At 38.4% G+C, this 24728-nt stretch carries 20 protein-coding genes and 1 pseudogene; 3 read left to right on the forward strand and 18 right to left on the reverse strand.

The genetic code is table 11. The annotated features are described in order from the left end of the window. Positions 1 to 8: 8 nt before the first annotated feature. The 5 genes from EUBELI_RS06575 to hrcA all read right to left on the reverse strand — a co-directional run bounded on the left by EUBELI_RS06575 (position 9) and on the right by hrcA (position 8018). Positions 9 to 2969: an insulinase family protein gene (locus tag EUBELI_RS06575; RefSeq protein ID WP_012739588.1), complete on the reverse strand. Its 2961-nt coding sequence runs from the start codon at positions 2967 to 2969 to the stop codon at positions 9 to 11. Positions 2970 to 3096: 127 nt separating this feature from the next. Further along, the gene (gene dnaJ, locus EUBELI_RS06580) at positions 3097 to 4224 is read right to left on the reverse strand and encodes a molecular chaperone DnaJ (RefSeq protein WP_012739589.1); all 1128 of its coding nucleotides are present in this window, start codon (positions 4222 to 4224) and stop codon (positions 3097 to 3099) included. Positions 4225 to 4313: 89 nt separating this feature from the next. Next, positions 4314 to 6200 carry a molecular chaperone DnaK gene (gene dnaK, locus EUBELI_RS06585; RefSeq protein ID WP_012739590.1) on the reverse strand — a complete coding sequence of 629 codons (1887 nt, stop codon included), beginning with the start codon at positions 6198 to 6200 and terminating at the stop codon, positions 4314 to 4316. Between the two features lie 67 nt (positions 6201 to 6267). After that, positions 6268 to 6906, reverse strand: a complete 639-nt coding sequence (grpE, locus tag EUBELI_RS06590; protein WP_012739591.1) for a nucleotide exchange factor GrpE — start codon at positions 6904 to 6906, stop codon at positions 6268 to 6270. A 17-nt stretch (positions 6907 to 6923) separates the two neighbouring features. Continuing rightward, positions 6924 to 8018, reverse strand: a complete 1095-nt coding sequence (hrcA, locus tag EUBELI_RS06595; protein ID WP_022099109.1) for a heat-inducible transcriptional repressor HrcA — start codon at positions 8016 to 8018, stop codon at positions 6924 to 6926. A gap of 211 nt (positions 8019 to 8229) precedes the next feature. Between hrcA and EUBELI_RS06600 the strand changes: the two genes are divergently transcribed. Then, on the forward strand, positions 8230 to 9105 hold the full coding sequence (locus tag EUBELI_RS06600; protein WP_012739593.1) for a C39 family peptidase: 876 nt from the start codon (positions 8230 to 8232) through the stop codon (positions 9103 to 9105). A 57-nt stretch (positions 9106 to 9162) separates the two neighbouring features. Here the strand turns inward: EUBELI_RS06600 and thrC are convergent, their stop codons facing one another. Beyond that, a complete protein-coding gene (gene thrC / locus EUBELI_RS06605; RefSeq protein WP_012739594.1) occupies positions 9163 to 10650 on the reverse strand; it encodes a threonine synthase in 1488 nt (495 codons plus the stop codon). A gap of 219 nt (positions 10651 to 10869) precedes the next feature. Between thrC and EUBELI_RS06610 the strand changes: the two genes are divergently transcribed. After that, positions 10870 to 11682: an AP2/ERF family transcription factor gene (locus EUBELI_RS06610; RefSeq protein WP_012739595.1), complete on the forward strand. Its 813-nt coding sequence runs from the start codon at positions 10870 to 10872 to the stop codon at positions 11680 to 11682. Here EUBELI_RS06610 and EUBELI_RS06615 read toward each other — a convergent pair. The 7 genes and pseudogenes from EUBELI_RS06615 to EUBELI_RS06640 all read right to left on the reverse strand — a co-directional run bounded on the left by EUBELI_RS06615 (position 11679) and on the right by EUBELI_RS06640 (position 18099). Next, the gene (locus EUBELI_RS06615) at positions 11679 to 12920 is read right to left on the reverse strand and encodes a 3-isopropylmalate dehydratase large subunit (protein WP_012739596.1); all 1242 of its coding nucleotides are present in this window, start codon (positions 12918 to 12920) and stop codon (positions 11679 to 11681) included. The two genes, EUBELI_RS06610 and EUBELI_RS06615, sit on opposite strands and share 4 nt — an antisense overlap. A 20-nt stretch (positions 12921 to 12940) precedes the next feature. Then, positions 12941 to 13435 carry a LeuD/DmdB family oxidoreductase small subunit gene (locus EUBELI_RS06620; RefSeq protein ID WP_012739597.1) on the reverse strand — a complete coding sequence of 165 codons (495 nt, stop codon included), beginning with the start codon at positions 13433 to 13435 and terminating at the stop codon, positions 12941 to 12943. A 29-nt stretch (positions 13436 to 13464) separates the two neighbouring features. Next, positions 13465 to 14706 (reverse strand): 3-isopropylmalate dehydratase large subunit, encoded by a 1242-nt coding sequence (locus EUBELI_RS06625; RefSeq protein WP_041688659.1) that lies wholly within the window; start codon positions 14704 to 14706, stop codon positions 13465 to 13467. A 78-nt stretch (positions 14707 to 14784) separates the two neighbouring features. Then, positions 14785 to 15225: pseudogene (locus EUBELI_RS14915) on the reverse strand (LeuD/DmdB family oxidoreductase small subunit); the annotation flags it as partial. Between the two features lie 94 nt (positions 15226 to 15319). Continuing rightward, on the reverse strand, positions 15320 to 16384 hold the full coding sequence (locus EUBELI_RS06630) for a S66 family peptidase (RefSeq protein WP_012739599.1): 1065 nt from the start codon (positions 16382 to 16384) through the stop codon (positions 15320 to 15322). A 47-nt stretch (positions 16385 to 16431) separates the two neighbouring features. After that, the gene (locus EUBELI_RS06635; protein WP_012739600.1) at positions 16432 to 17193 is read right to left on the reverse strand and encodes an adaptor protein MecA; all 762 of its coding nucleotides are present in this window, start codon (positions 17191 to 17193) and stop codon (positions 16432 to 16434) included. 42 nt (positions 17194 to 17235) lie between these two features. Beyond that, the gene (locus EUBELI_RS06640; RefSeq protein WP_012739601.1) at positions 17236 to 18099 is read right to left on the reverse strand and encodes a hypothetical protein; all 864 of its coding nucleotides are present in this window, start codon (positions 18097 to 18099) and stop codon (positions 17236 to 17238) included. A 124-nt stretch (positions 18100 to 18223) separates the two neighbouring features. On the opposite strand from EUBELI_RS06640, the gene EUBELI_RS06645 reads away from it, so the two are divergent. Next, positions 18224 to 19648, forward strand: coding sequence for a PIG-L family deacetylase (locus EUBELI_RS06645; protein ID WP_012739602.1), 1425 nt, complete (start codon positions 18224 to 18226; stop codon positions 19646 to 19648). Between the two features lie 220 nt (positions 19649 to 19868). Here EUBELI_RS06645 and ilvC read toward each other — a convergent pair whose 3' ends face one another. From ilvC to EUBELI_RS06670, 5 genes are all read right to left on the reverse strand, one after another. After that, on the reverse strand, positions 19869 to 20894 hold the full coding sequence (gene ilvC / locus EUBELI_RS06650; protein ID WP_012739603.1) for a ketol-acid reductoisomerase: 1026 nt from the start codon (positions 20892 to 20894) through the stop codon (positions 19869 to 19871). A gap of 65 nt (positions 20895 to 20959) precedes the next feature. Further along, positions 20960 to 21457, reverse strand: coding sequence for an acetolactate synthase small subunit (gene ilvN, locus EUBELI_RS06655; RefSeq protein ID WP_012739604.1), 498 nt, complete (start codon positions 21455 to 21457; stop codon positions 20960 to 20962). A gap of 71 nt (positions 21458 to 21528) precedes the next feature. Continuing rightward, positions 21529 to 23337, reverse strand: coding sequence for a sensor domain-containing diguanylate cyclase (locus EUBELI_RS06660; protein ID WP_012739606.1), 1809 nt, complete (start codon positions 23335 to 23337; stop codon positions 21529 to 21531). 29 nt (positions 23338 to 23366) lie between these two features. Further along, positions 23367 to 24248 (reverse strand): hemolysin family protein, encoded by an 882-nt coding sequence (locus EUBELI_RS06665; protein ID WP_012739607.1) that lies wholly within the window; start codon positions 24246 to 24248, stop codon positions 23367 to 23369. Between the two features lie 77 nt (positions 24249 to 24325). Then, on the reverse strand, positions 24326 to 24670 hold the full coding sequence (locus EUBELI_RS06670) for a type II toxin-antitoxin system PemK/MazF family toxin (RefSeq protein ID WP_041688162.1): 345 nt from the start codon (positions 24668 to 24670) through the stop codon (positions 24326 to 24328). Positions 24671 to 24728 lie beyond the last annotated feature (58 nt).

Here is a 24728-nt window from a genome sequence, read left to right on the forward strand (position 1 = left end):
CCTTTCTATTATCCCTGTACCTTGATAAGTGGCTGTATCTTATCAAAAAGTTCACTCTCTTTATTGATTTCCTTGCTGCTTCCCACAACGCAGAAATAATTCTCGTCCATTGCACATCTTACAAGCGGTGCAAGCTCTCTTATTCTTTCTACATTACAGTCAAGAACCTGACCTCTTTCTTTCTTGAGTGATTCATAATCTGTGTTACAGATGTATGCACCAAAGGATCTTGTTCCCTTTGCTGCCGGATTCATAGGTGTATCCATATCACCTATTGTTCCGATTATGAACTTAACCATATCCCTGTCACTTACATCAAAATGCTCAAGATAGTCTGCTGCATTTTCATATATCTCGTTAGTCTTTCTTAAATTAGGGTCTCTGTAAGAAACCATATACATGTCACCGTTTCTGTAAGAACCGCTCATGCAGCCGTATGCGCCACCTTTTACTCTAACATTAATCCAGAGATAATCGTACGAGAATATAACCTTAAGCACTCTTAATGCTCCTGTGTATTCATATCCTCCATCCCTGAAATTACCACATCTTGCAACATACTGGACCTGTGAAGCTGAAGTATATCCTGTCTTGACATTTGCAGGTGTGTACTTTCTTTCGCATGCTGGCATGTCCGATTTTTTCAATCCTTCCACATACTTTCCGAAAGCAGGTGCAAATGCATCATATCCCTTATCATCAGCAGTAAAGCTGACAATAATATTCTCTTTGTGGAATATATAATCGACAAGTTTGCTTAACTTATCTGCGATATCTTCCTTAAGCTCATCAAACTGTGAGTCAAGCTTCTGTATAAGCTCATAGAACCCATATCCTCTCATCTCATTAGAATAATATGCATTTCTTGAAAACTGTGCCATACCTGCAAGCATTGCTGTTGAATGTCCCGCACTTGTCATTGTGCTTTCCATCCTTGACTTAAGCTTCGCAATTATCTCTTTAAGTCTCTTATAATCTGAGAACTTTGTCTTATATATAATTTCATTCATCATATCAAGCACAAACTGGATATTGTCATAGAGAACCTTACCCTTAACCTCGTACATGATAGTACATTTGTCAAAATCCTTATTATCTGTGTATATGGCAGCATCAGTTGAGATTCCACCACAGTTAATATTGATTTCATTAGTCAGCTCTGTATATGTGTACTTTTCAGTATCCATAAGTCCAAGAACCGAGCTTAAAAGTCCGATATATGGAAGCAGTTCATCAGGCACATTCTTACAGTCGTAGCACATCATTATATATGCAATTCCATTAGTGAACATATTGTGGTGGATTACATCAACACCACCAGTCTTCTTAGGGTCAATATATAACTTGGCCGGCTCTCTTGTGATATCCTTTAACTCAAGCTGTGGAATCTTCTCAAGGTCCTTCTGGCTTGAAGGTGTATCCTGATATTCCTTTAATGCCTTTGTCTGCTTAACAAGCTCTTCCAGCTCTTCCTTAGAAAGTGTTGCCTTATACTTTGCAAGCTGCTCTGCTTCCTTTGCTTCCTTCTTCTCTGCAAGTCCATGCTTTGGAACAAGACTTAACACTACCTCATGATTATTATTAATAATATTGTCTTCAATGAATTTCTCAAAGAAGCCGTTCTCTGAATCCTTCTTGATTATTTCAAATGTCTCACCTGCCTCAACATGAATGAATGGCTTGTTCTCATCATAAAGCCAGCTGTCCATCATTGTAAGATAATACATAAGTCCCTTCGGATATGGCCCAAAATCAGCTTCTCTGTATTTGAATTCGTAATAGTTGATTCCTGCCTTAACCATTCTCTTGCTAAGACCGTTCTTAACAATATCAGAAAGTGTGTCTTCAACAACCTTTACGAATCTGTCTCTGTCACTTTCATTCGCATTCTTGGTAATAATTGAATACACCGGCTGGTACACAGATGTCTCTAACACACTATACACATCTGTTCCAATTCCGGCATCAATAAGTGCCTGCTTAAGCGGAGCACCCGGTGCCATGATAAGTGCATAATCAAGAATCTGTAATGCAAGGTAGCTTACAGGGTCTGTTGATGTTCCGATAACAACATTGTAAGAAAGATAAGTGTTATCCTCCTCTGGCTCATCATCAGTAATTGCATACTCTCTTGTTTCATACTTAGGTGCGTCAAATGCTTTCTGGAAAGTTACCTCGGCATCTATATTAACATCGTTCTTATCGAAAGCTGAGAGGTATTCCTTATCAAGATATTCAAGTCTCTCATCAACATCAATATCTCCGTACAGATAGATATAACTGTTCACAGGATGATAATATTCCTTGTGATACTTAATGAAATCTTCATACTTAAGCTGTGGTATAGCCTCAGGGTCACCACCTGATTCATTCTTGTATTCAGAATCAGGGAAGAGTGATACAAATGTATATCTTGAAAGTACATCATCTGCTGAAGAATACACACCCTTCATCTCATTAAATACAACTCCGTTATAAGCAAGCTCTCCATCTACATCTTCAAGTTCATAATGCCAGCCTTCCTGCTTGAATATCTCCTCATGCTCATACATTGCAGGATAGAATACCGCATCCATATAGACATCCATAATATTCTTAAAATCCGCCATATTGCAGCTTGCAACAGGATATACTGTCTTATCCGGATAAGTCATTGCATTAAGAAATGTGTTAAGAGAACCCTTGCATAGTTCTACAAATGGGTCTTTAACCGGATATTTTCTTGAGCCACACAAGGTAGAATGTTCAATTATATGCTGCATTCCTGTGTCATTATCCGGTGGTGTCTTAAAACCTATAGAAAATACCTTGTTATCATCATCATTAGAAATAATTGCAACTCTCGCACCTGATTTCTTATGCTTTAATAAAAGTCCTACAGAATTAAGGTCATTAAGCTTTTCAATATTAACAAGCTCATATGCACCGTAATCTTTATTAAGTTTGTTATATCTTGTCTCTAAATTCATATTACTGCTTTAATCTCCAATCTTTACAATAAGGAATTATACATATAAATATAATACCCCACAATGTAGGATTTTACCACATTGTGGGGTGAGTGTAAACTTACATTACATATGTAAGCTATAGTATTTATTTGCCGAAAAGACCTTTCTTCTTACCGTGTCTTTCATTGCCTGTAAGCGCCTTTTCATATGCCATAAGTGCGTCCTTCTGCTCCTGATTAAGCTTTGTAGGAATATCAACTATTAAAGTGATATAATGATCGCCTCTCTGTGCTGCATTTCTTACACTTGGCATACCTTTGCCTTTAAGTCTTACTCTTGTACCTGATGCTGTTCCCGGCTTAACTTCGTACAATACTTCTCCATCAACAGTCTTAACCTTGATTTCACCGCCAAGTACCGCTGTTGGATAGCTTATTACAACATTAGAGAATATATTGTATCCGTCTCTTTCAAATTCTGTGCTTGCTGAGATAATAACAGCAACTAAGAGGTCACCTCTTGGTCCGCCATTAACTCCCGGCTCACCTTTGCCCTGTATACGTACGCACTGACCATTATCGATACCTGCTGGGATATTGACTTCGATAGTCTTCTTGCTGCTTATATAGCCTGTTCCGTAACAATCCGGACACTTCTCCTTAATTATCTTACCAGTTCCATGACAGTCAGGACATGGCTGCTGGCTTCTTACCATTCCAAGGAATGACTGCTGTGTGAAAGTCACCTGTCCACGACCACCACATTTGCTACAGGTCTCTGGTGATGTACCAGGCTTAGCTCCTGTACCGTGACAGCTTGAGCACTCATCCTTTAATGTAACATCTATCTTCTTGGTTGTTCCCCTTACTGACTCGTCAAATGTAATTCTTACATTAACTCTTACATCAGCACCTCTTCTTGGTCCATTGCTGTTTCGTCTGCTTCCGCCGCCTCCGAACATACCGCCAAAGAGATCTCCGAAAATATCTCCCATGTCACCAAAATCGAAATCGAAGCCACCTGCTCCAGCTCCACCTGCTCCGCCTTCAAATGCGGCATGGCCAAACTGGTCATACTGTCTTCTCTTTTCAGCATCGCTTAACACCGCATAAGCTTCAGAAGCCTCTTTGAATTTTATTTCAGCTTCTTTATCCCCTGGATTCATATCAGGATGATATTTCTTTGCAAGTTGTCTGTATGCTTTCTTAATAGCAGCGTCATCGGCATCCTTAGGCACGCCAAGGACTTCATAATAATCTCTCTTATCTGCCATGATTGCTTCCTCTTTCTTATTTAATCAACAGAAACTGCACGGAGTTTACACCCCATGCAGTCCTTATTCCAGTCAGTTATTGCTGACAATTAAACCTCTTTGTAATCTCCGTCAACTACATCATCACCGTATGGAGCTGAACCATTAGAAGCACCAGCACCCATATCAGGACCTGCACCTGCTCCCATGTCTGGGCCTGCACCACCAGCAGCCTGCTGTGACTCATATAACTTAGCGAAAAGCTTCTGAGCACTTTCCATAAGTTTTTCCTTGGCAGCCTTGATTTCATCAACCTGTGCATCTGTCATGTTTTCTGGGTCAGAACCATCAACAAGTGCCTTTAATGCGTTAAGGTCAGTCTCAACTGCAGCCTTGTCAGAAGCATCAAGCTTGTCGCCTGCCTCATCCATAGCCTTCTGTGTCTGGAATACCATTGAATCAGCTTCGTTACGTGCATCAATAGCATCCTTACGCTTCTTATCCTGAGCCTCGAACTCAGCAGCTTCCTTAACTGCCTTATCGATATCTTCATCAGACATGTTAGAACCAGCAGTAATTGTGATGTGCTGTTCCTTACCTGTTCCAAGGTCCTTAGCAGATACATTTACAATACCATTGGCATCGATATCAAATGTAACTTCAATCTGTGGAACACCTCTTCTTGCTGGAGGGATACCATCAAGTCTGAACTGTCCAAGTGACTTGTTATCTCTGGCAAACTGTCTTTCACCCTGTACAACGTTGATATCAACGGCTGTCTGGTTATCAGCAGCTGTAGAGAAAATCTGACTCTTCTTTGTAGGAATAGTTGTATTTCTCTCAATAAGTCTTGTAGCAATACCACCCATTGTCTCGATTGAAAGTGAAAGTGGTGTTACATCAAGAAGAAGGATATCACCAGCACCTGCATCACCAGCTAACTTACCACCCTGGATAGAAGCACCGATAGCTACGCACTCATCTGGGTTAAGAGTCTTGCTTGGCTCATGTCCTGTTAATGACTTAACCTTATCCTGTACAGCAGGGATTCTTGTAGAACCACCAACTAATAATACCTTTGAAAGCTCTGAAGCTGTAAGACCTGCATCTGAAAGTGCATTCTTAACTGGCTCTGCAGTCTTTTCTACAAGGTCATGTGTTAATTCATCGAATTTAGCTCTTGTAAGAGTCATCTCAAAGTGCTTTGGTCCTTCAGCTGTAGCTGTGATGTAAGGAAGATTGATTTCTGTCTGAGTTGTGCTTGAAAGTTCCTTCTTAGCCTTCTCAGCTGCTTCCTTAAGTCTCTGAAGAGCCATTGTATCCTTAGAAAGGTCAACGCCTTCCTTAGCCTTGAAATCATTTAACATATACTGTGTAACAGCATTATCGAAATCATCACCACCAAGCTTGTTATTACCAGCTGTAGCAAGAACTTCAATTACACCATCACCGATTTCGATAATAGACACATCGAATGTACCACCACCTAAATCGTAAACCATAATCTTCTGCTCATGCTCATTATCAAGACCATAAGCTAAAGCAGCTGCTGTAGGCTCGTTGATAATACGCTTTACATCAAGACCTGCAATCTTACCAGCATCCTTAGTAGCCTGACGCTGTGCATCGTTGAAGTAAGCAGGAACTGTTATAACTGCCTCTGTAACCTTCTCACCAAGATAATTCTCTGCATCTGACTTTAACTTCTGTAAAATCATAGCTGAGATTTCCTGTGGAGTATATTTCTTTCCATCAATCTCAACCTTGTAATCTGTACCCATATGTCTCTTGATAGAAGAGATTGTCTTATCAGCATTAGTAACTGCCTGACGCTTTGCAGGATCACCTACAAGTCTCTCTCCTGTCTTTGAAAATGCAACTACTGAAGGAGTAGTTCTTAAACCTTCTGCGTTAGCGATAACAACTGGCTTACCACCTTCCATTACAGCTACGCAAGAATTAGTTGTACCTAAATCAATACCAATAATCTTTCCCATGATAAAATGTCCTTTCTATAATTAAATTGATTAATACCTTGTGTTACATATGCTTTCTGGCTTATCGCTAGTTAGCAACCTTGACCATGCTGTGTCTTATAACCTGGTCTCTGTATGTGTAGCCCTTCTCAAACTCTTCAACTACGATGTTCTCTCCAACTGAATCATCCTCGACATGCATTACTGCATTGTGGAAATCTGGATTGAACTCACCGCCTAAAGCTTCAATAGGCTTAACATCTGCATCCTCAAGCATCTTTAAAAGCTGCTTGTGAACCATATCCATTCCCTTAGCGAATGGAGTTTCAAGTTCCTCATCTGTCACACTCTTAAATCCTCTGTCGAAATTATCAACAATAGGTAAAAGCTTCTTAATGATATCTGAGGCTCCCATCTCGAACATAGTAGATTTCTCTTTCTCTGTTCTCTTTCTGAAATTATCAAACTCAGCCATCTGCCTCTTTACTCTGTCCTGAAGTTCTTCTATAACTGCATCCTTAGGATCTTTCTTCTTAGAGCTCTCAGTGCTCTCATCCTGTGCCTCGGCCTTGTCTGATTCATCAGCTTCACATGTATTCTGACTTTCATCAGCCTTACATTCTGATTCGCAGTTGCAGGCTTCTTCTTTCTTAGCATCAGTCTCCTGATTCTTTACTTCATCCTGAACTGTCTCTTCTGATTTCTTTTTCTTTACATCCTTTGACACTTCAATACCAACCTTTCCTAAGTTTTCTTAAATACATCATCCAAATGCGTCTGCATCTCTTTTAAGGTATCAACAACCTTTTCATAATCCATACGCTTCGGTCCAATAATACCAATTGTTCCCTTCATTCCATCCTGCAATTCATATGTGGCTGTTACCACACTACAGTCCTTCATGGACTCAACCGGTGTTTCATTTCCTATATATACCTGAATGCCGTGGTTATCATCTTCAGTCTTATCTGAATCATCCTTGTCATTAACAAGTCCAGACAAGCCCTGTTTTTCCTCCAAGGCATATATAAGCTCACTTGCTTTCCCGGAATCACTAAGCTCCGGATACTTGAATATGTTAGTTGCGCCGCTTGTGTATATCTTCAGGTCGTCAGCCTTACTTATAGTCTCAACAATCGCGTCTAACACTTCTTTAACAATACCCATATGCTCACCTGCCTGGCTCTCCATCTTGGATATAAGTCCCAGATGCATTTCCTGCAATGTAAGACCTGTGAGTGTTGTATTAAGAAGAAGATTAAGCTTCAGAAGATTCTCTGGTGAAATATCCTCGCTGATAGTTATAACCTTGTTCCTTATAAGATTACCTTCCATAACAATAACAGCAAGAAGCTTATTCGGTTCAAGCTGTGAAAGCTGAACAAATCTTAACTTATTACCAGTTACCTTAGGAGTTGTTATCATCGTGGCATAATTAGTATTATTCGCCAGAACCTTTGCTACATTCTGAAGAAGCTCCTCTACTCTGTCTACCTTCTCTGATAAGGCATCCTTCATAGAATCAAGTTCTTTCTCTTTATCACCAACCTGCTGTTCTCTTAAGGATATCTCTTCCTCTTTCTGGGCCATTAAATCGTCAACATATAATCTGTAACCCTTATCAGTTGGAATTCTTCCAGCAGAGGTATGTGGCTGTACAATGTAGCCAAGCTCTTCTAAGTCTGCCATCTCATTCCTTATAGTTGCTGAACTTAGCTGTAAGTCAGTCAGCTTGGAAATCGTTCTTGAGCCAACCGGTTCTCCGGTATCAAGATAATTCTGAATAACAGCTTTAAGTATCTTAACCTTACGGTCATCCAGTCGTCCATCCGTCTCCATGGCATCCTCTCCTTTCATCTTGTTAGCACTCATCAGATTGGAGTGCTAATATCGATACATTTAAGATATCACTACCCTTTCGTGATGTCAACAATAATATTTCTTTTTTCTATAAATAATTTATAAATTTATTGAACAGAATCTTAACATACTATATAATTCAGCTATAAATATCATTATTATATATAGAGATATTTACCAAGGAGTTATAATGAAAAAACACAGTTCAAAAAAAACATTTTTAAAGATTCTGCTTATACTTTCTCTTATCGCTGCATCTGTTACAATATCATCATTCCTTATCAATATGAAAAATTCTTCTCCTGATAATGTAAGTATTAACATAACACCAGTTGGGACTATTTCATCGGATGATTTATCGCGTGGAGAAGTTAATAATTCTGACAGTTCACAGGATAATAATAAAAATAATAATCCAGAGGATTCTTATAAAGATTTTCACAATACAATTCATTCTGAAAATGAACTGAAAGAACTACTGACATCTGGAAGAAAAGCGTATATAGATAATTTTCCGTGTCTGAATCAGTTACCGGAGCTTCCTACCGGCTGTGAAGTCACATCTCTCACTATGGTTCTTAACTATCTTGGATATGATGCTGATAAGACAGACCTGGCTGCTAATTATTTAAAAAAAGAAGACTACCCTGCTGCCAATCCTAACACAGCTTTTGTAGGAACACCTTTTGATAAATCATCATACGGCTGCTATGCTCCAGTTATTACAGATTGTGCTAATCTGTATGGTGCCCATGCCATTAATATATCTGGAGCCTCAATCGACCAGCTCTGCCAGTATGTTGAAAATGGACAGCCTGTTATTGTGTGGGCAGCTATGAATATGAATTCTATTGATTATGGTTCTTCTGTATGGATTGCTAAGGATGGTCAGCTTGTTATCTGGCCCGGTATGGAACACTGCCTGGTTATGATTGGATTTGATGCATCAGCAGATGAAGTATACACGGCTGATCCTCTGTTAGGAGAAATAAAAACATATAAATTTTCTGTATTTTATCAAAGATGGCTTGAACTTGGCTGTCAGGGAGTAATTGTTGACAGATAAATAAAAAAACTCCGGACCATCATCACACGGTCCGGAGATTTTTATTTTCTTATAATATTAGATTCCAAGAATCTTCTTAACTTCATCACACATCTTATCAGAATCACATACAGTATCATGAAGAACTGGTGCTGTTCTGATTTCTTCAATTGCGTTAGGAACTTTGACATTGCTTATCTTGCTAAGCTCATCTACAAGTTCGAAGTCTCCCATTGAATCATACTTAGAATCAATAGCATTCATAACACTTCTTGTAAACTTATATGGGCTTGCTGTTGAAGCAATAACTGTTTTAGTTGTATCGCCAGTTTCCTTTCTGTACTTATCATATACAGTTGCAGCAACTGATGTATGTGTATCGATTACATATCCGCAATCTTCATATATCTTCTTGATTGTAGCAGCGTCCTCTGCCTCTGTAGCATAATTGCCATAGAAGTCAGCTAACTGTGCTTTCATATCATCTGTAATCTTGTATTTTCCTTCTGACTTTAATGATGCCATAAGCTCTGCATTCTTAGCTGCATTATTGCCGGCAATTCTGTATATAAGTCTCTCAAGGTTGCTTGAAATAAGAATATCCATAGATGGTGAAGTTGTAAGAACGAATTCTCTGTTTCTGTCGTACTCACCTGTTGTAAAGAAATCATATAATACCTTATTCTCATTAGATGCGCAGATAAACTTATTAATAGGAAGTCCCATGTTCTTAGCATAAAATGCAGCTAAGATATTACCAAAGTTACCTGTAGGAACAACTACATTTATCTTCTCGCCATCCTTAATCTCTCCATTAGCTAATAACTTGGCATATGCATATACATAGTAGACAATCTGAGGAACAAGTCTTCCGATATTGATTGAATTAGCTGATGAGAACTGGAATCCGGCATCATTCATAACCTTCTCTAATTCCTTATCAGAGAAAATATTCTTAACACCTGTCTGCGCATCATCAAAGTTACCCTTGATCCCGATTACATATGTATTGTCACCCTTCTGTGTAACCATCTGCTTCTCCTGAATTGGGCTTACACCATTCTTAGGATAGAATACGATAATCTTAGTTCCAGGAACATTAGCAAATCCAGCTAAAGCTGCCTTTCCTGTATCTCCTGATGTAGCTGTAAGAATGACAATTTCATTCTTAACATTGTTCTTCTTTGCAGAAGTTGTAAGAAGATGTGGAAGTATAGAAAGTGCCATATCCTTGAAAGCTATTGTAGCTCCATGGAAAAGTTCAAGGAAATATTCATTCTCAACTTTAACAAGTGGAGTCATCTCCTCTGTATCAAACTTAGAATCATAAGCTCTGTCTATACAGCTCTTAAGTTCTTCCTCTGTGAAATCATCAAGCATAAGCTTCATAACTTCATAAGCAACTTCCTTATAATTCATCTTAGACAACTCTTCTAAGCTTTTATCTAATGATGGAATACTCTCTGGTACAAAAAGTCCTCCGTCTGCTGCCAGCCCCTTTAATATAGCCTGCGATGCAGTAACCTTAACACTGTCGTCTCTAGTACTTCTGTAGAACATGCTCATCTTTAATACACCTCATAATTAATATAGTGTGCCTGCGAAAACGTCGTAGGCTTTTGATATTATACAACAGACTTCTGTGCAAAAACAATACCTTTATATATCAGTTTCATCATTTGTTTGATATTTTGCCACATTTTCTACACATTTCACTTATATGTTTTCCCGCATTCTTTTAATATATGTTATAATCCATGTAACAATATTTAAAGGAGACTCACCATGACAGGAGTTTACGAGGCAAGAAAGAAAAGCGGTGAAATATATTACCGTGCGTCATTTACATATAAGAATAAACACATCAGCCTCGGAAGTTCCTCTGACGAGGCTTCCTGTCATGCCATGTACAACGAAGCCTGTGAGATAATAAACAATTCTTCTGACCACTGGATTGATACTGACCACAGAACAACTTCATATAATGAAGCAATGACACTTTCTCTTGGTAAATACATCTCACTTATCAATTTCAGGGATAACAACATTTATATAAAGACACCTATATATATGTGCCATAAATATTTCCTGTATTTTCTCAAAGAACATGAGGTTTTACAGTTTTCTACTGATGACCTTTTTTACTATTCCAACCACACAATTATGAGCCGCGGAGGATATTATTTTGTAAATGATTATGGAATGCAGACAAGCATTCTCTCAAGATTCGGAGTAAGAAGCCACTCTGTAAAAGGCAGGGATTATGTATTTAAAAATGGGGATACGCATGATTACAGATACGAAAACATTCTTGTTGTCAATAAATACAATGGTGTTTCCCAGTTTACTAAGAATGGACGAATTATGTACAGAACCAGGATTCATATTAACGGCGACTATATACTCGGTGAATTCTCATCCGAAGCGGAAGCTGCAATTGCATATAACAAGGCCGTTGACATGCTTTCAGGCCTTGTAAATATAACTTATACCCCTAATTACATAGAAGGCATATCCTCCGTAGAATATGCCTCCCTTTATCACAATATTATATTGTCTAAGAATTTCAGAAATTATGTAAAGTCTGTCTGTTTTTAAGCCTCCACAATCTTTCCAGCAATAGCACTTGCTGCTGCTGTAGCTGGAGACGCAAGGAATATCTTAACCTTGCTTGTTCCCATTCTTCCAAGGAAGTTTCTGTTGTTAGTTGCAACAACTACCTCTCCGTCAGTAAGAATTCCGCCTGTTCGTCCACAGCATAATCCGCATCCTGGATGTGTAACAATTGCTCCGGCTTCAACAAGTGTCTCAAGTGTTCCGTCTGCAAGAGCTTCTTTATATATCTTGCGGCTTGCAGGAGTAACTATTAACTTGACAAATGGTGCAACCTTCTTACCCTTAAGAATAGCTGCTGCACACTGAAGATCCTCTAATCTTCCATTAGTACATGAACCGATGAATACCTGATCTACTGCTGTTCCGGCAAGCTCTGTAACAGGCTTGATGTTATCTACCTGTGATGGACATGCAATAACTGGAACTAAATCCTCTGCATTATATGTAATCTCTCTTGCATATACTGCATCCGCATCTCCCTTTAAATCCTTTAATTCATCTGTAAGTTCTACATTACAGTACTCTGCTGTCTTTTCATCTGGTGTAAAAAGAGCACATTTGGCACCGGCTTCAATAGCCATGTTAGACATAGTCATACGGCTTGCAACGCTCATCTCGTCAATTGTTGAACCTGTGAATTCAAGTGCCTGATAAGTTGCGCCATCTGCTCCAAGGTCACCGATAAGTCTTAATATGATATCCTTTGAACGCACATTTTCAGGAAGCTTTCCATTAACTGTTACCTTGATAGTCTGTGGAACTTTAACCCACATTTTGCCTGTTCCTAATACACTTGCCATCTCTGTATATCCGATACCTGATGAAAATGCACCAACACAGCCGTATGTTGTTGTGTGGCTGTCTGTACCAAATGCGATATCTCCCGGCTTTACATAACCTGCCTCTGTCATTAACTGATGGCAGATTCCGTCTGAACGGTGGATATTCTTCATTCCGTATTCTTCCACAAATTCATTACCAATACGGAAATGTCTTGTATCATCAACCTGACTTGCTGGAACAAGATGGTCATATATAAGAACAGCCTTATCAGGGTCCCATATCTTAGTGAATCCCATTTCCTCGAATTTTTCTTTAACAAATGGAATGAAAATATCATGAATCATTACTCTGTCAACATTAACAGTTACGATATCTCCCGGCTTTACTTCCCTGCCAATATTCTTTCCAATAATCTTCTCAATAATTGTATGTCCCATTATTCTTACCTCTCCCTGTCTTAGTCAAGACCGTTAAGCTTTCTCATTGCCTTAACAAGTCCGCCTGCATTAAGTATATCCACAAGATTATCAGGAAGTGAAGCAATAGGATATGCTTTTCCATTGTGTGTAATCTTTGCATTTACTTCAACATCAATAGTATCGCCTTCCGTAACTTCGTCGTGAAGGTCTGCATTCTCTATAAGGAGAAGTCCGTTATTAATAGAATTTCTGAAGAATATTCTTGCATATGATTTGGCAATAACACATTTAATACCTAATGCCTTAATAACCTCAGGTGCCTGCTCTCTTGATGAACCACAACCAAAGTTCTTTCCTGCAACAATGATGTCGCCTGGCTTAATCTGACCTGCAAGTTCTGGTCTTAATGGCGAAAATGCATATGGTTTCATATCTTCTACTGTCTTTAATGCAAGGTACTCTGTAGGGATAATGATATCTGTATCAATGTCATCACCAAGTACCCATACTTTACCGCTAAATTTCTCGTTCATAATTACTCCTTTGAAGTTAAATCCTTGTCTTATACCATGTCTGCTGTTGCTATCTCGCCCTTGATTGCTGATGCTGTAACAGTAGCCGCTGAAGCAAGATATACAAAAGAATCTTTATGTCCTGCACGTCCCTTGAAGTTTCGTGTACCTGTACTGATAAGAGTCTCACCCTCACCGATAACACCCTGACAGCTTCCCCAGCATACAGAGCAGTTAGGATTCATAACAATTGCACCTGCGTCCATGAATATATCAAGGAGTCCCTCTTTCATAGCCTGAAGATATACCGAACGGCTTGCAGGAACTACAAGGAATCTTACCTTAGGAGCAACCTTTTTCCCTTTGATGATCGCTGCGCCAACTCTTAAATCCTCGATTCGTCCATTGTTACATGAACCAAGAAATGCTTCATCAATCTTTACACCAAGTGATTCCTTAGCCGGAACTACATTGTCAACAAAATGTGGCTTTGCAACAATTGGCTGTATTGTTGAAAGGTCAATATCATAAACCTGCTCAAATACTGCATCATCATCTGATGTAAAGCATGCCTTTGGCTCTCTGCCATGCTCCTTAAGATAATCCATTGCAACATCATCAACTTCCATGAGTGCAGTCTTAGCACCTGCCTCTACACAAAGGTTACAGATTGATATTCTGTCTGCCATTGAAAGGCTGTGTAAGCCTTCTCCTGCAAATTCCATTGCTTTATAGTTAGCACCGTTAGCGCCAATCTTTCCAATAATAGAGAGTATTAAATCTCTTGCATATACTCCATCGTTAAGCTTTCCCTTAAGGTTGAATCTTAATGTTCCCGGAACCATTACCCATGATGTTCCTGTAACCATTGCATACAAATAATCTGTACAACCAACACCTGTACCAAATGCACCTAACGCACCATATGCACAAGTATGGCTGTCTGCTCCAAATATAAGCTCACCCGGCACTACATGATTTTCCATCATAACCTGATGACACACACCCTCGCCCTCGTAGAACTTAATATCATTAGCCTTAGCAAAGTCTCTCATCTTCTTCTGTGAGGCTGCTGTCTTAGGACTGTCTGATGGAATATTGTGGTCTACAATCCATACAAGCTTATCCTTGTCAGCAATATGAGGATTCTTTAACTTCTCATACATACCAATAGTAAGATGTGTTGTTCCATCATTACTCATAAGTCTGTCAAGAGTAACAGTTGCAATATCACCAGCCTTAACCTGTGAAAGACCTGCTGCCCTTGCGATAATCTTCTCTGCAATAGTCATGCCATGCTTTGCCTCATCTGCAGGTACGGCTGTACTCTCAGACTCTTCTTTCTCACCATCAAGTGATGCAATAAGACCACCCTGATTAAGAATAGCCTGCATCTTGGCTGGAAGCTTAGTACATGTATAAGTCTTTCCATTAACAGTTATAATTCCATCTTCTAATGAAAGCTCACATTCATCCCCCGCATTAACTTCGTCATGGAGTTCTTTACATACAATAACAGGAAGTCCTATATTAATAGCATTACGATAGAATATTCTTGCAAATGATTTGGCAATCACTGCCTTGACACCTAATGCCTTAAGTACGCTTGGTGCCTGCTCTCTTGATGAACCACATCCAAAGTTGTCATCTGCAACAACGAAATCTCCCGGCTTTACGGCAGAAGCAAAATCAGAGTCTAATGATTCAAATGTATGACTCTTCATCTCATCAATTGTCGGAAACAAAAGATACTGCGATGCAATAATCTGATCTGTATCAACATCTTTATCAAACTTAAATATCCTACCCATTGTTTTCTCCTTATCTTATCCCTGATATAACAGGTATTATTAATAGTCATTTTAACATTTTACCCTATTAAAGTGTGTTTTTCAATCGTTAATATTAACAGAAACGGTAATTAAGTGAAAGGTCGTTATCCTTAACCTTAACCTGTGTATATGCCCCACTTACTATCGGCATTGAAGGTGAAAGATGCCCGAAATCACAGTCCATTATAACCGGCACATTATACTTTGCCGCAATATCTGTAACTGCTCTATACTGGTCAAGCCCCATCATTTCCTGTCCGTAGCACAGCGGTCTTCCTATGAGAAATCCCTTCACATTCTTAAACCACCCGGCATTATCCATCTGCCACATAGCCCTTCTGATTGCAAATACATTCAGATCACAGCTCTCTAAGAACCATATAATTCCGTCATCTGCGTATCTTTCGTTAAACTCTTTAACCTTGTCAAAACTTGTACCTGTAAGATTAACAAGACAGTCCATGCAGCCGCCGACAAGCCTTCCTTCAAATGCAATCTCCGTATCACATTCATCCCCACCAACATATTTTCTTAAAATCTTCTTCTCAGTAAGATTGTATTGTGGTGCAGGGTTCTCCTCATTCTTTAGAGACTCTCTCTCCCATGTGTCATATCCATGGACCTGTTTTTCCACAACTCCGTTATTGTTCTTGCAGCCTTTTCCACGAAGCACATCAAAAGTATCCACAAGCGCCTGATGCCAGTCCTTCATTGCAAATGCGCCTGCACACGGTCCGTATACACTTGCCGTATCAGCAATCGTGTTCTGTAAAAATGTGAAGTTGGTATTATCAGAATATCCAAGATACCACTTAGGCTTTGCCGCCTTAATCCTGTCAAAATCAACATATGGCAGAATCTCACACATCAGTTCACCACCGCCACATGATATAAGCACATCATTGACATTGCTCTCATACATCTGTGTAAGCTCCTTACCGCATTCCTGCGGTGTGTTGCTTATCCCAATTCCCTTGTCCTCATAACAGTTAGGTCCAAGTTCTACTGTATAACCTTCTTTTTCAAATCTTTTAATTGTCATTCCGAATGCTGTTTTATAAGGCTCCGTCGCACAACCAAAAGATGGTGCAACGAAGCCTATAGTTCCGCCTTCGGATAAGAATTCAGGATATCTCATATACTGCCTCCTTACCTCATCATTCAGATTCTGCCTGAATAATTAATCTACATATATTTCTTTACTACATTAATAGCATTATTGTTAATAATAACGCTAAAGTGTTCCTTAACAAAAGCAGCCCTTTCCTGCTTTGAAGAATCAAATTCACCATATTCCATAAGCAGATTAAGAAGGCTCCTGTATTTTTCTTCCGAACATCTTCCTTTCTGCAATACAAAATAATATGTATTATCTGTCTCATCCTTATATAAGGCATTGGTTATTCCCCATGTCCTTGCACTGACAGCACACATTTCCTCAAAGTCATTAAAGCTTTGCAGTCTGAACACTCCTGTTCCAGCCTTTAAAACATTGCTTCCTGTTTTCTTCGCATCAGAACGCTTAAAACTATCAGATTCATCATCAGATACCGCAAACTTATCAAGGCTGTCTCCAAATGTTTCAAATTCTGCATCACTATATATCCCATCACCATTCTTTATAACATTACTCTTCTCTGGCTTAGAAAATGCTTTTGATATACTTTCTCCAGCTTTCTTTAACATACTGCCTAAATCATCTTTACCCGATGAAACCGTGAGAAGTATAGAATGATCCGGCTGTGGTGCCAGCTGTAACGACATAACCTCTCCGCTTAATGTAACTCCTATATTCCTTTCAGCCTCTTCCATAACAACTTCTAACAGGCTGTGTATCTTATCTGTATCATTCTTAAAGAAATCATCCAGCGAAATATTATTATCCTCAAGGTCTTCTTCATTGAGTCTGCACTGGAACTTTCTATCATCAATTTTTTTGAATTCCATATATCCTCTTTTCAAAAATATTTATATATCAATATGTTATTATTACATACTTTTGCTAATTCTGTCTACTATTTTTCTCATTATAAGATTTTTATTTTTTAGCTCATCTTTTTCCTGAACCTTTATATTACCTCTGTATCCTTTTACATCAGCATATACTTCTATCTTATCTCCTGATATTTTCACATATGCATTACAGGATTTAACATAATCATTCATAAGAAGTCTTCTTATAATATCTTCCTCTATATCAAAGCTCATTGCCGTCGTCCGATGTGACACATCAAACATGTGCTTTATTACACTTCTTTTTCCATTAGTCAGAATGCAATATATTCCCTGTCCGTGTGGTGGAACACAATCTGAAAAGTCCATAAGAGTATATTTATACTTTAATCCGTTGTAAAGTCTGGCAATTCTGATATCATCATAAAATGCAAATACAGCATCACATTCTTCACTATCCAGTTTGCTCATGCAGTCTTTTATATTGTTTTCAACTACACACTCCACATTATCGTACATTTCACATATAACTGCGGCATTTTCATCAGAGTCCGTTACAACCACAGCATTTTCAACAACATCCTTTGTTCCTCTTCTCCGTATCATGACATACCTTGGATCTCTGCGTTTTATAACTCCCGATATAACTATTCCATCATCTAACTGCTGTCCTGACTTCTCCATTTCAACAAGCATTCTCATGTCAACAAGCACCATGTCTATATTATCATCAATAAGTGCTTCCAATGCAGGATAAATATCGCTTCCTCCAATTTCTACAGTATCCAGATTACCTTTCCAGTTCTTCTGCATTATGCCGGCTGCTTTTTTCAGTTTAATGCGTTCTATTCCCCGACCGTACATTCCCAGTCTTTCTGATTTCTCGTTATCTTTTTCCATATGTTTTAAGCATCCTTATATTCTGTTTAGGTTTTTATTATAACATATTGCTTTCAATCCTTGAAAGTATGTGTTCATTATGTTTATAATAATAAGGAAATTTTAATAAGGAATGGTATAATATATGATTCGAATTAAACTGAAACAATATTTAGGCAGCATAGTAACAATTGCTGCTGTCCTGTTTTTATTTGTTGTATTGTTTTCTTCTCCAGTAATGGCTGATGAAAATACTGCCTCAGAGGTAAATACTACAATAACACTTTCAAACAGCGGAAACGTAAGTAAAATGACAGATGGTTCTTACAACACAAAAACCTCATTTGCTTCTGGCGATTCCATAACTGTAACCGGAAAGGATAAAATATATTCTCTCTATATCAAATGGGATCTTGTTCCGGATGAATGGACTCTAAGCTATAATGGTACAACGAAAACATATGGAACTAACGGATTTCTGCATGAATATGTTGAAATTCCAGAAGGCGCTGAAACACTTACGATTACATTTTCTTCAAATGAAGCAATATGTGACCTGCATGCATATTCAGCCGGCACAGCACCTTCAGATGTACAGGCATGGAAAACGCCTTGTGATAAAGCAGATATACTTGTGTTTGCAACTCATGCCGATGATGAAATTCTTTTCCTGGGAGGAGTACTTGCAACATATGGAGGCGAGCAGGATTTAGCTGTACAGGTTGCATATATGTGTGAATTCACATCGTCTGCCAAGATAAGAGAACATGAGAAATTAGATGGTTTATGGGAATCCGGCATCAAACATTATCCTATATGCGGTGATTTCCCTGATTTATACAGCACATCCTTAGAAGCTGCCAAAAAACAATACATATATGATGATGTGTTATCATATACAACTTCAACCATAAGACGTTTTAAACCCCTTGTGGTTGTAACGCAGGATCTTAATGGTGAATATGGGCACGGCGGTCACATGCTTTTCTCACATGCAGTAGCAGAATCTGTAGAATCAAGCAGCGAGCCATCATATTTTCCTGATTCAGCTTCAAAATACGGAACATGGGATGTTCCTAAAACTTACCTTCATCTGTATTCAGATAATAAAATCACAATGAATTTAAGGCTTCCTCTTTCCCGAATGGGAAACAGAACATCTATTGAAGTTCAGACTGCTGCATATAAAAAACATGTATCACAGCAGTGGTGCTGGTTCTATGTTTCAGATGACTATGAATACAGCTGTGCTGACTTTGGTTTATACAGAACAACCGTTGGCAATGACTCTGGTAATGATATGCTGGAAAATATAACAACATACGAAGAACAGGAAAAAATCGAAAAAGAAAAAGCGGAAAAAGAATCAGTCGAAGCATCTATTGCAGCAGAAGAATCAAGTATAGCAGATGTAAAAAGCAATACATCCAATTCCACCAGACAGTCTGGCAGGAAAATAATAATTTTTGCAGCACTCATATTAATTGTTATCATAATATTATTTGCTGCCTACAGATATTATCAGCTGATACAGTCAAGAAAAAGACATCGTCGTCATAAAAGGAAGTAAATAATATATGGAATTATTAATCAATATAATTGCAATTTTACTCGTTGCAGTAATAATCGGATTCCAGTTTTCCAGAACCCGTAATTTATACAAAAAAAATATAATGAGAATAAAGACGAATTCAAAAAAGATCAGGAATAAATGATTTTCTCTGACTCATCATTACATTCAAAAAGGGCTGCCATAACGGCAGCCCTTAAATATTATCAATTACTGATTATTAGTTGTTGATAAGCATATCCTTTTCATTGTTCCAGCTGTAAAGCTTTCTAATCTCAGCTCCAACCTTCTCAGATGGATGCTCAGAAGCAAGCTTTCTCATAGCCTTGAAATGTACCTGTCCACCAGCATCGCTCATGTCAAGTAAGAATTCCTTAGCAAATGTACCATCCTGAATATCAGAAAGAATCTTCTTCATAGCCTTCTTAGTATCCTCTGTGATAATCTTAGGTCCTGTTATGTAATCACCATACTCAGCTGTGTTAGAGATTGAATATCTCATTCCTGCAAAACCTGACTGGTAAATAAGGTCAACAATAAGCTTCATCTCGTGGATACACTCGAAGTAAGCGTTACGTGGATCATATCCAGCTTCGCAAAGAGTTTCGAAACCAGCCTGCATAAGTGCACAAACACCACCGCAAAGAACTGCCTGCTCACCGAAGAGGTCTGTCTCTGTCTCTGTTCTGAATGTAGTCTCAAGAAGACCGGCTCTTGCTCCACCAATACCAAGACCATAAGCAAGTGCCATATCAAGAGCCTTACCTGTCTCATCCTGCTCTACAGCTACAAGACAAGGAGTACCCTTTCCAGCCTGATATTCTGAACGAACTGTATGTCCAGGTGCCTTAGGTGCGATCATTGTTACATCAACACCCTTAGGAGCCTTAATTAAACCAAAGTGAATGTTGAAACCATGTGCGAACATAAGCATGTTACCCGGCTCAAGATTTGGCTCGATATCTTCCTTATAAAGCTTAGCCTGCTTCTCATCATTGATAAGAATCATGATGATATCAGCTCTCTTAGCAGCCTCTGCAGCAGTGAATACTTCAAATCCCTGCTCTTCAGCTCTCTTCCATGACTTAGAGCCCTCATAAAGTCCGATAATTACATGACAACCTGAATCCTTAAGATTTAATGCGTGTGCATGTCCCTGGCTACCATAACCGATAATAGCGATTGTCTTACCGTCAAGTAATGATAAATTACAATCTGACTGATAATAGATCTTAGCTTCTGCCATTTTAAACTACCTCCATATAAATGTGTTTTATATTGTAAAAGTTCTCTGGATACTCCAAAGAATTATTACCTCTTTTTCAAATCAGCACTCCCTCTTGCAAGACCTGTAATACCTGTTCTTGCAACCTCTGTAATATTGAAGTCTTCAAGAAGTTCAATAAATGCATTCATCTTACTCAAACTTCCTGTAAGTGCAATTATCATTGACTCTTTTGATACATCAACAATATTGGCTCTGAATATATCTGCTATAGATGAAACCTGCTGTCTCTTCTCCGGACCACATTCAACCTTAATCATAACAAGTTCCCTGCAAACAGACTCATGTGCAGGAAGTTCTACAATTTCCTTCACATCAATGAGTTTGTTAAGCTGTTTCTCAATCTGCTCAAGAACATCATCCTCACCTGTTACTGCGATAGTCATTCGTGAATACTCAGGGTTGAGAGTCTCACCAACAGTAAGGCTGTCTATATTATATCCTCTGCGGCTGAACATACCAGCAACACGGCTAAGTACACCGGCTGAATTACCTACGAGAATAGAAAAAACTGCTCGTCTCATATCTAACACTCCTAAAACTCTAATTCATCTGCAAATTACTTTTAATTGCCAATTAATTATAGCACACAACATCAATCTGTCAATCGCCCACTTATAGCATTTGTCATGCCAAGGACAATCATTTTTAACATTGATATATCTGTGTCACTCCATTTTCTTCTGTTAGTTCCAAATATATCGAATTCAAACGTATATTCCTGCTCATCGTTTCCCATAGTTTTCATCTGGACAAATGAACAGATATTATTATCTCTTAATCTGCCAAATGCCTCTGGGAAATTAATTGTAAGCGATGCAATATTATTAACACAATTGATACCATATTCGTCAAAGTGGCTTTCATATCCATCTTTATATATATATGAAGCATTTTCGACCTTAATCTTGTAATGACCTGTACTGTATATGCACTTCATATCATTTCCTGCAAATATACTTATACCATGAATATTAAGCTTATCCATTATCTCAGAAAGAACATCCATGACTTTCATCTGTCCAAGTGAAACCTTCATAACGATATTAGCTGCAAGCTCATACTTCGCCATAGGCTTCATAAATTCATTGCCAAATGCAATATCATGCTTCATATCAGCCAATATATCGCCATGCTTGTCGTAATCATATATTATGTACCTGTCTTTACCCTTTTCTTTTGCAATATACAATGCTGCATCTGCAATCTTAAATAAAGTTTCAAAATCAGTTCCGTCTTTTGAAAACTGGGAAATTCCTATTGAAGTAGAAAACAGATATTCAGGCTGCTTCTGTGCCAGTAACATTTTCAGACCTTTTCTCATGGATTTAAGCATTATGCGGATTTCTTCTACTGATACATCTTTAAGAAGTACCATAAACTCATCGCCGCCAATTCTTCCAACAAGGCCTCTTCCTCCTACTGACATTCTTAATGAATCTGCAAAAGATTTAATTACTTCATCACCAAAATAATGCCCGTAGCTGTCATTAACTCTCTTAAAATTATCAATATCCAGTATCATAAGATACATTTGTCTATTCTTGTTTTCAACAGCTGCTTTATTGATTTCTTCCGTTATCATGTCAGTAATGGCTTTCTTGTTATATATTCCGGTAGCAGAGTCAAGCTTTGCCTCGTCCATATCTGTGTGCTCCTGAACCACTCTGGTTCTTTTGTCTGGCTCAGAAATAACACCAACAGTGAGTCTCTTATCAGACTCTATCATTAATGCCTGTCCATTAAACACGAGATTATCGACTCTTTCTCCCCTAGACATAATAGATGAACTGAACTTCACTGTAAAACTAGACATGCCGCTTAAGATGCTTGTGCATAATGCTTCAAAATGAATAACATCATCATTAGTAACATATCCCTTATTAATGCATGCGTCTCTCCACTCAATAAGATCCATTCTCTCGAATATCTCGGATTTATTATTTCTGTAGCAATATATTGTCAGCATCCGTGTCTCTGGGTCATATTCAAAAATCTTTTCTTCAATAACATTCATTAAAGCTCTGTATTTTCTTACCCTGTGATAATACATGTCAAAGTCATTAGATATAACAATAATATCCTGCGCAACAAGCTTTACCATACGTTCAGAACCGACATTATATATCTTCTTTTTTAGAAGGAGCATCCAGCGATATGTTCCATTCTTAATAAGACATCTGACAACGCAATATTCCTCTGACATATCAGAATTAACAAAATGTTCAAATGTAGTTACATCATCAGGGTGAACAAGTCCGTTAAAAGCTGAGAGCATTGTCTCTCCCATAAGATTATAAAATCTTTCATCTCCAATTTTGACAACATATCTGTCATCGAGTGTGAATTCAACCTCATTAGGCATATTGCCTTCGTATGAAATATCTAATTCATATTTACGCATAATTCCCCCATTCTAAGGAATCCGGCTGCTTATCCGTCAATATGTCCTTCCCGATTTTCCTTTTCTACTTTAACTTTAAGTATCATCCTGTTACGGACTTCAAGAGTCTTAAATATGTACCCATTATACTCAACTTCAAAGCTCTCCCCATCATCGGGTATTTTGCCAAGCTTATAAATCATAAAACCACTGAGTGTATCAATATCCTCACACTCAAATTCTATTCCTAACCTGGCTTCCACATCTTCAAGATCAGCCTGACCTTCTATTATATAAGAACCGTCTGCGTCGGTTACTATCTGTTCCTCTTCGTCATCATATTCATCAAGGATATTACCTACTATTTCCTCAAGTATATCCTCCATTGTTATGATTCCTGCTGTCTGTCCATATTCATCCACAACTATAGCCATATGGATTTTATCTGACTGCATCTGCCTGAATAATGGACTTATATTTCTCGTCTCAGGTATGCAATATGGCTGAAAAAGTATTTCTTTCCCAACCTCACCAAGTTTTCTGCTCTGGTTGCTTTCCTCTACATATATTTTGAGAAGATCACGGATATGTAACACACCTGTTATATTATCAATATCTCCATCATATACCGGATACCTTGAATAATTTTCTTCCATAACACGGTCAAATGCCTCTTTAACCGTAATATCATTATCAAGTGCTACAATATTGTTTCTGTGAGTCATTACATCTGATGCCTGCTTTTCTCCAAATTCGAATATATTGCCAATCATCTCAGCCTCATTCTCCTCAAGCACACCCTGTTCATGGCTCTCATTAACCATATCCATTATCTCTTCTGTTACATCCTCATCGCGTTTTCCTCTGCCAAATCTCTTAAACAGTGACGAAAACTTCTTTTCTTTCCCATCCGCGGGATGGCCGTCATTCATAATATTCCTCCATAAATAATATCCTATTGTACGATAACAATTATCCTGTCTATAATAACACAGTTTTATGCTGACAGTCAATTCATCTCTAAGCTTACAGACAGTGCTTTATTAACCTGTCCGATGATGTCATTATCCAGATGGCACACCTTATCCTTGAGTCTTCTTTTATCTATCGTTCTTAACTGTTCTAAAAGTATTACTGAATCCTTAACCATGTCATATCTTGATGAATCCAGCTCTACATGAGTTGGAAGCTTACTCTTATGCATCTGGCTCGTTATTGCAGCACATATAACTGTTGGACTGTGCTTATTTCCTGTATCATTCTGTATAATAAGTACCGGTCTTATTCCCCCTTGCTCCGAGCCAACCACAGGTCTTAAATCTGCATAAAAAATATCTCCTCTTTTTATTACCACAACTGTCACACTCCTAAAGCTAAATTGTTTCCTCTGGCATTAGTATTGCCTACTTTTA

Origin of the sequence: [Eubacterium] eligens ATCC 27750, from assembly GCF_000146185.1 — a bacterium.
In the GTDB taxonomy this organism is placed as follows: Bacteria; Bacillota; Clostridia; order Lachnospirales; family Lachnospiraceae; genus Lachnospira; species Lachnospira eligens.

What these genes read in the sequence shown, in the direction of transcription:
- EUBELI_RS06575 (WP_012739588.1), bottom strand. Translation starts at nt 2,969, where the DNA reads ATGAATTTAGAGACAAGATATAACAAACTTAATAAAGATTACGGTGCA.
- dnaJ (WP_012739589.1), bottom strand. Translation starts at nt 4,224, where the DNA reads ATGGCAGATAAGAGAGATTATTATGAAGTCCTTGGCGTGCCTAAGGAT.
- dnaK (WP_012739590.1), bottom strand. Translation starts at nt 6,200, where the DNA reads ATGGGAAAGATTATTGGTATTGATTTAGGTACAACTAATTCTTGCGTA.
- hrcA (WP_022099109.1), bottom strand. Translation starts at nt 8,018, where the DNA reads ATGGAGACGGATGGACGACTGGATGACCGTAAGGTTAAGATACTTAAA.
- EUBELI_RS06600 (WP_012739593.1), top strand. Translation starts at nt 8,230, where the DNA reads ATGAAAAAACACAGTTCAAAAAAAACATTTTTAAAGATTCTGCTTATA.
- thrC (WP_012739594.1), bottom strand. Translation starts at nt 10,650, where the DNA reads ATGAGCATGTTCTACAGAAGTACTAGAGACGACAGTGTTAAGGTTACT.
- EUBELI_RS06610 (WP_012739595.1), top strand. Translation starts at nt 10,870, where the DNA reads ATGACAGGAGTTTACGAGGCAAGAAAGAAAAGCGGTGAAATATATTAC.
- EUBELI_RS06615 (WP_012739596.1), bottom strand. Translation starts at nt 12,920, where the DNA reads ATGGGACATACAATTATTGAGAAGATTATTGGAAAGAATATTGGCAGG.
- EUBELI_RS06620 (WP_012739597.1), bottom strand. Translation starts at nt 13,435, where the DNA reads ATGAACGAGAAATTTAGCGGTAAAGTATGGGTACTTGGTGATGACATT.
- EUBELI_RS06625 (WP_041688659.1), bottom strand. Translation starts at nt 14,706, where the DNA reads ATGACTATTGCAGAGAAGATTATCGCAAGGGCAGCAGGTCTTTCACAG.
- EUBELI_RS06630 (WP_012739599.1), bottom strand. Translation starts at nt 16,384, where the DNA reads ATGAGATATCCTGAATTCTTATCCGAAGGCGGAACTATAGGCTTCGTT.
- EUBELI_RS06635 (WP_012739600.1), bottom strand. Translation starts at nt 17,193, where the DNA reads ATGGAATTCAAAAAAATTGATGATAGAAAGTTCCAGTGCAGACTCAAT.
- EUBELI_RS06640 (WP_012739601.1), bottom strand. Translation starts at nt 18,099, where the DNA reads ATGGAAAAAGATAACGAGAAATCAGAAAGACTGGGAATGTACGGTCGG.
- EUBELI_RS06645 (WP_012739602.1), top strand. Translation starts at nt 18,224, where the DNA reads ATGATTCGAATTAAACTGAAACAATATTTAGGCAGCATAGTAACAATT.
- ilvC (WP_012739603.1), bottom strand. Translation starts at nt 20,894, where the DNA reads ATGGCAGAAGCTAAGATCTATTATCAGTCAGATTGTAATTTATCATTA.
- ilvN (WP_012739604.1), bottom strand. Translation starts at nt 21,457, where the DNA reads ATGAGACGAGCAGTTTTTTCTATTCTCGTAGGTAATTCAGCCGGTGTA.
- EUBELI_RS06660 (WP_012739606.1), bottom strand. Translation starts at nt 23,337, where the DNA reads ATGCGTAAATATGAATTAGATATTTCATACGAAGGCAATATGCCTAAT.
- EUBELI_RS06665 (WP_012739607.1), bottom strand. Translation starts at nt 24,248, where the DNA reads ATGAATGACGGCCATCCCGCGGATGGGAAAGAAAAGAAGTTTTCGTCA.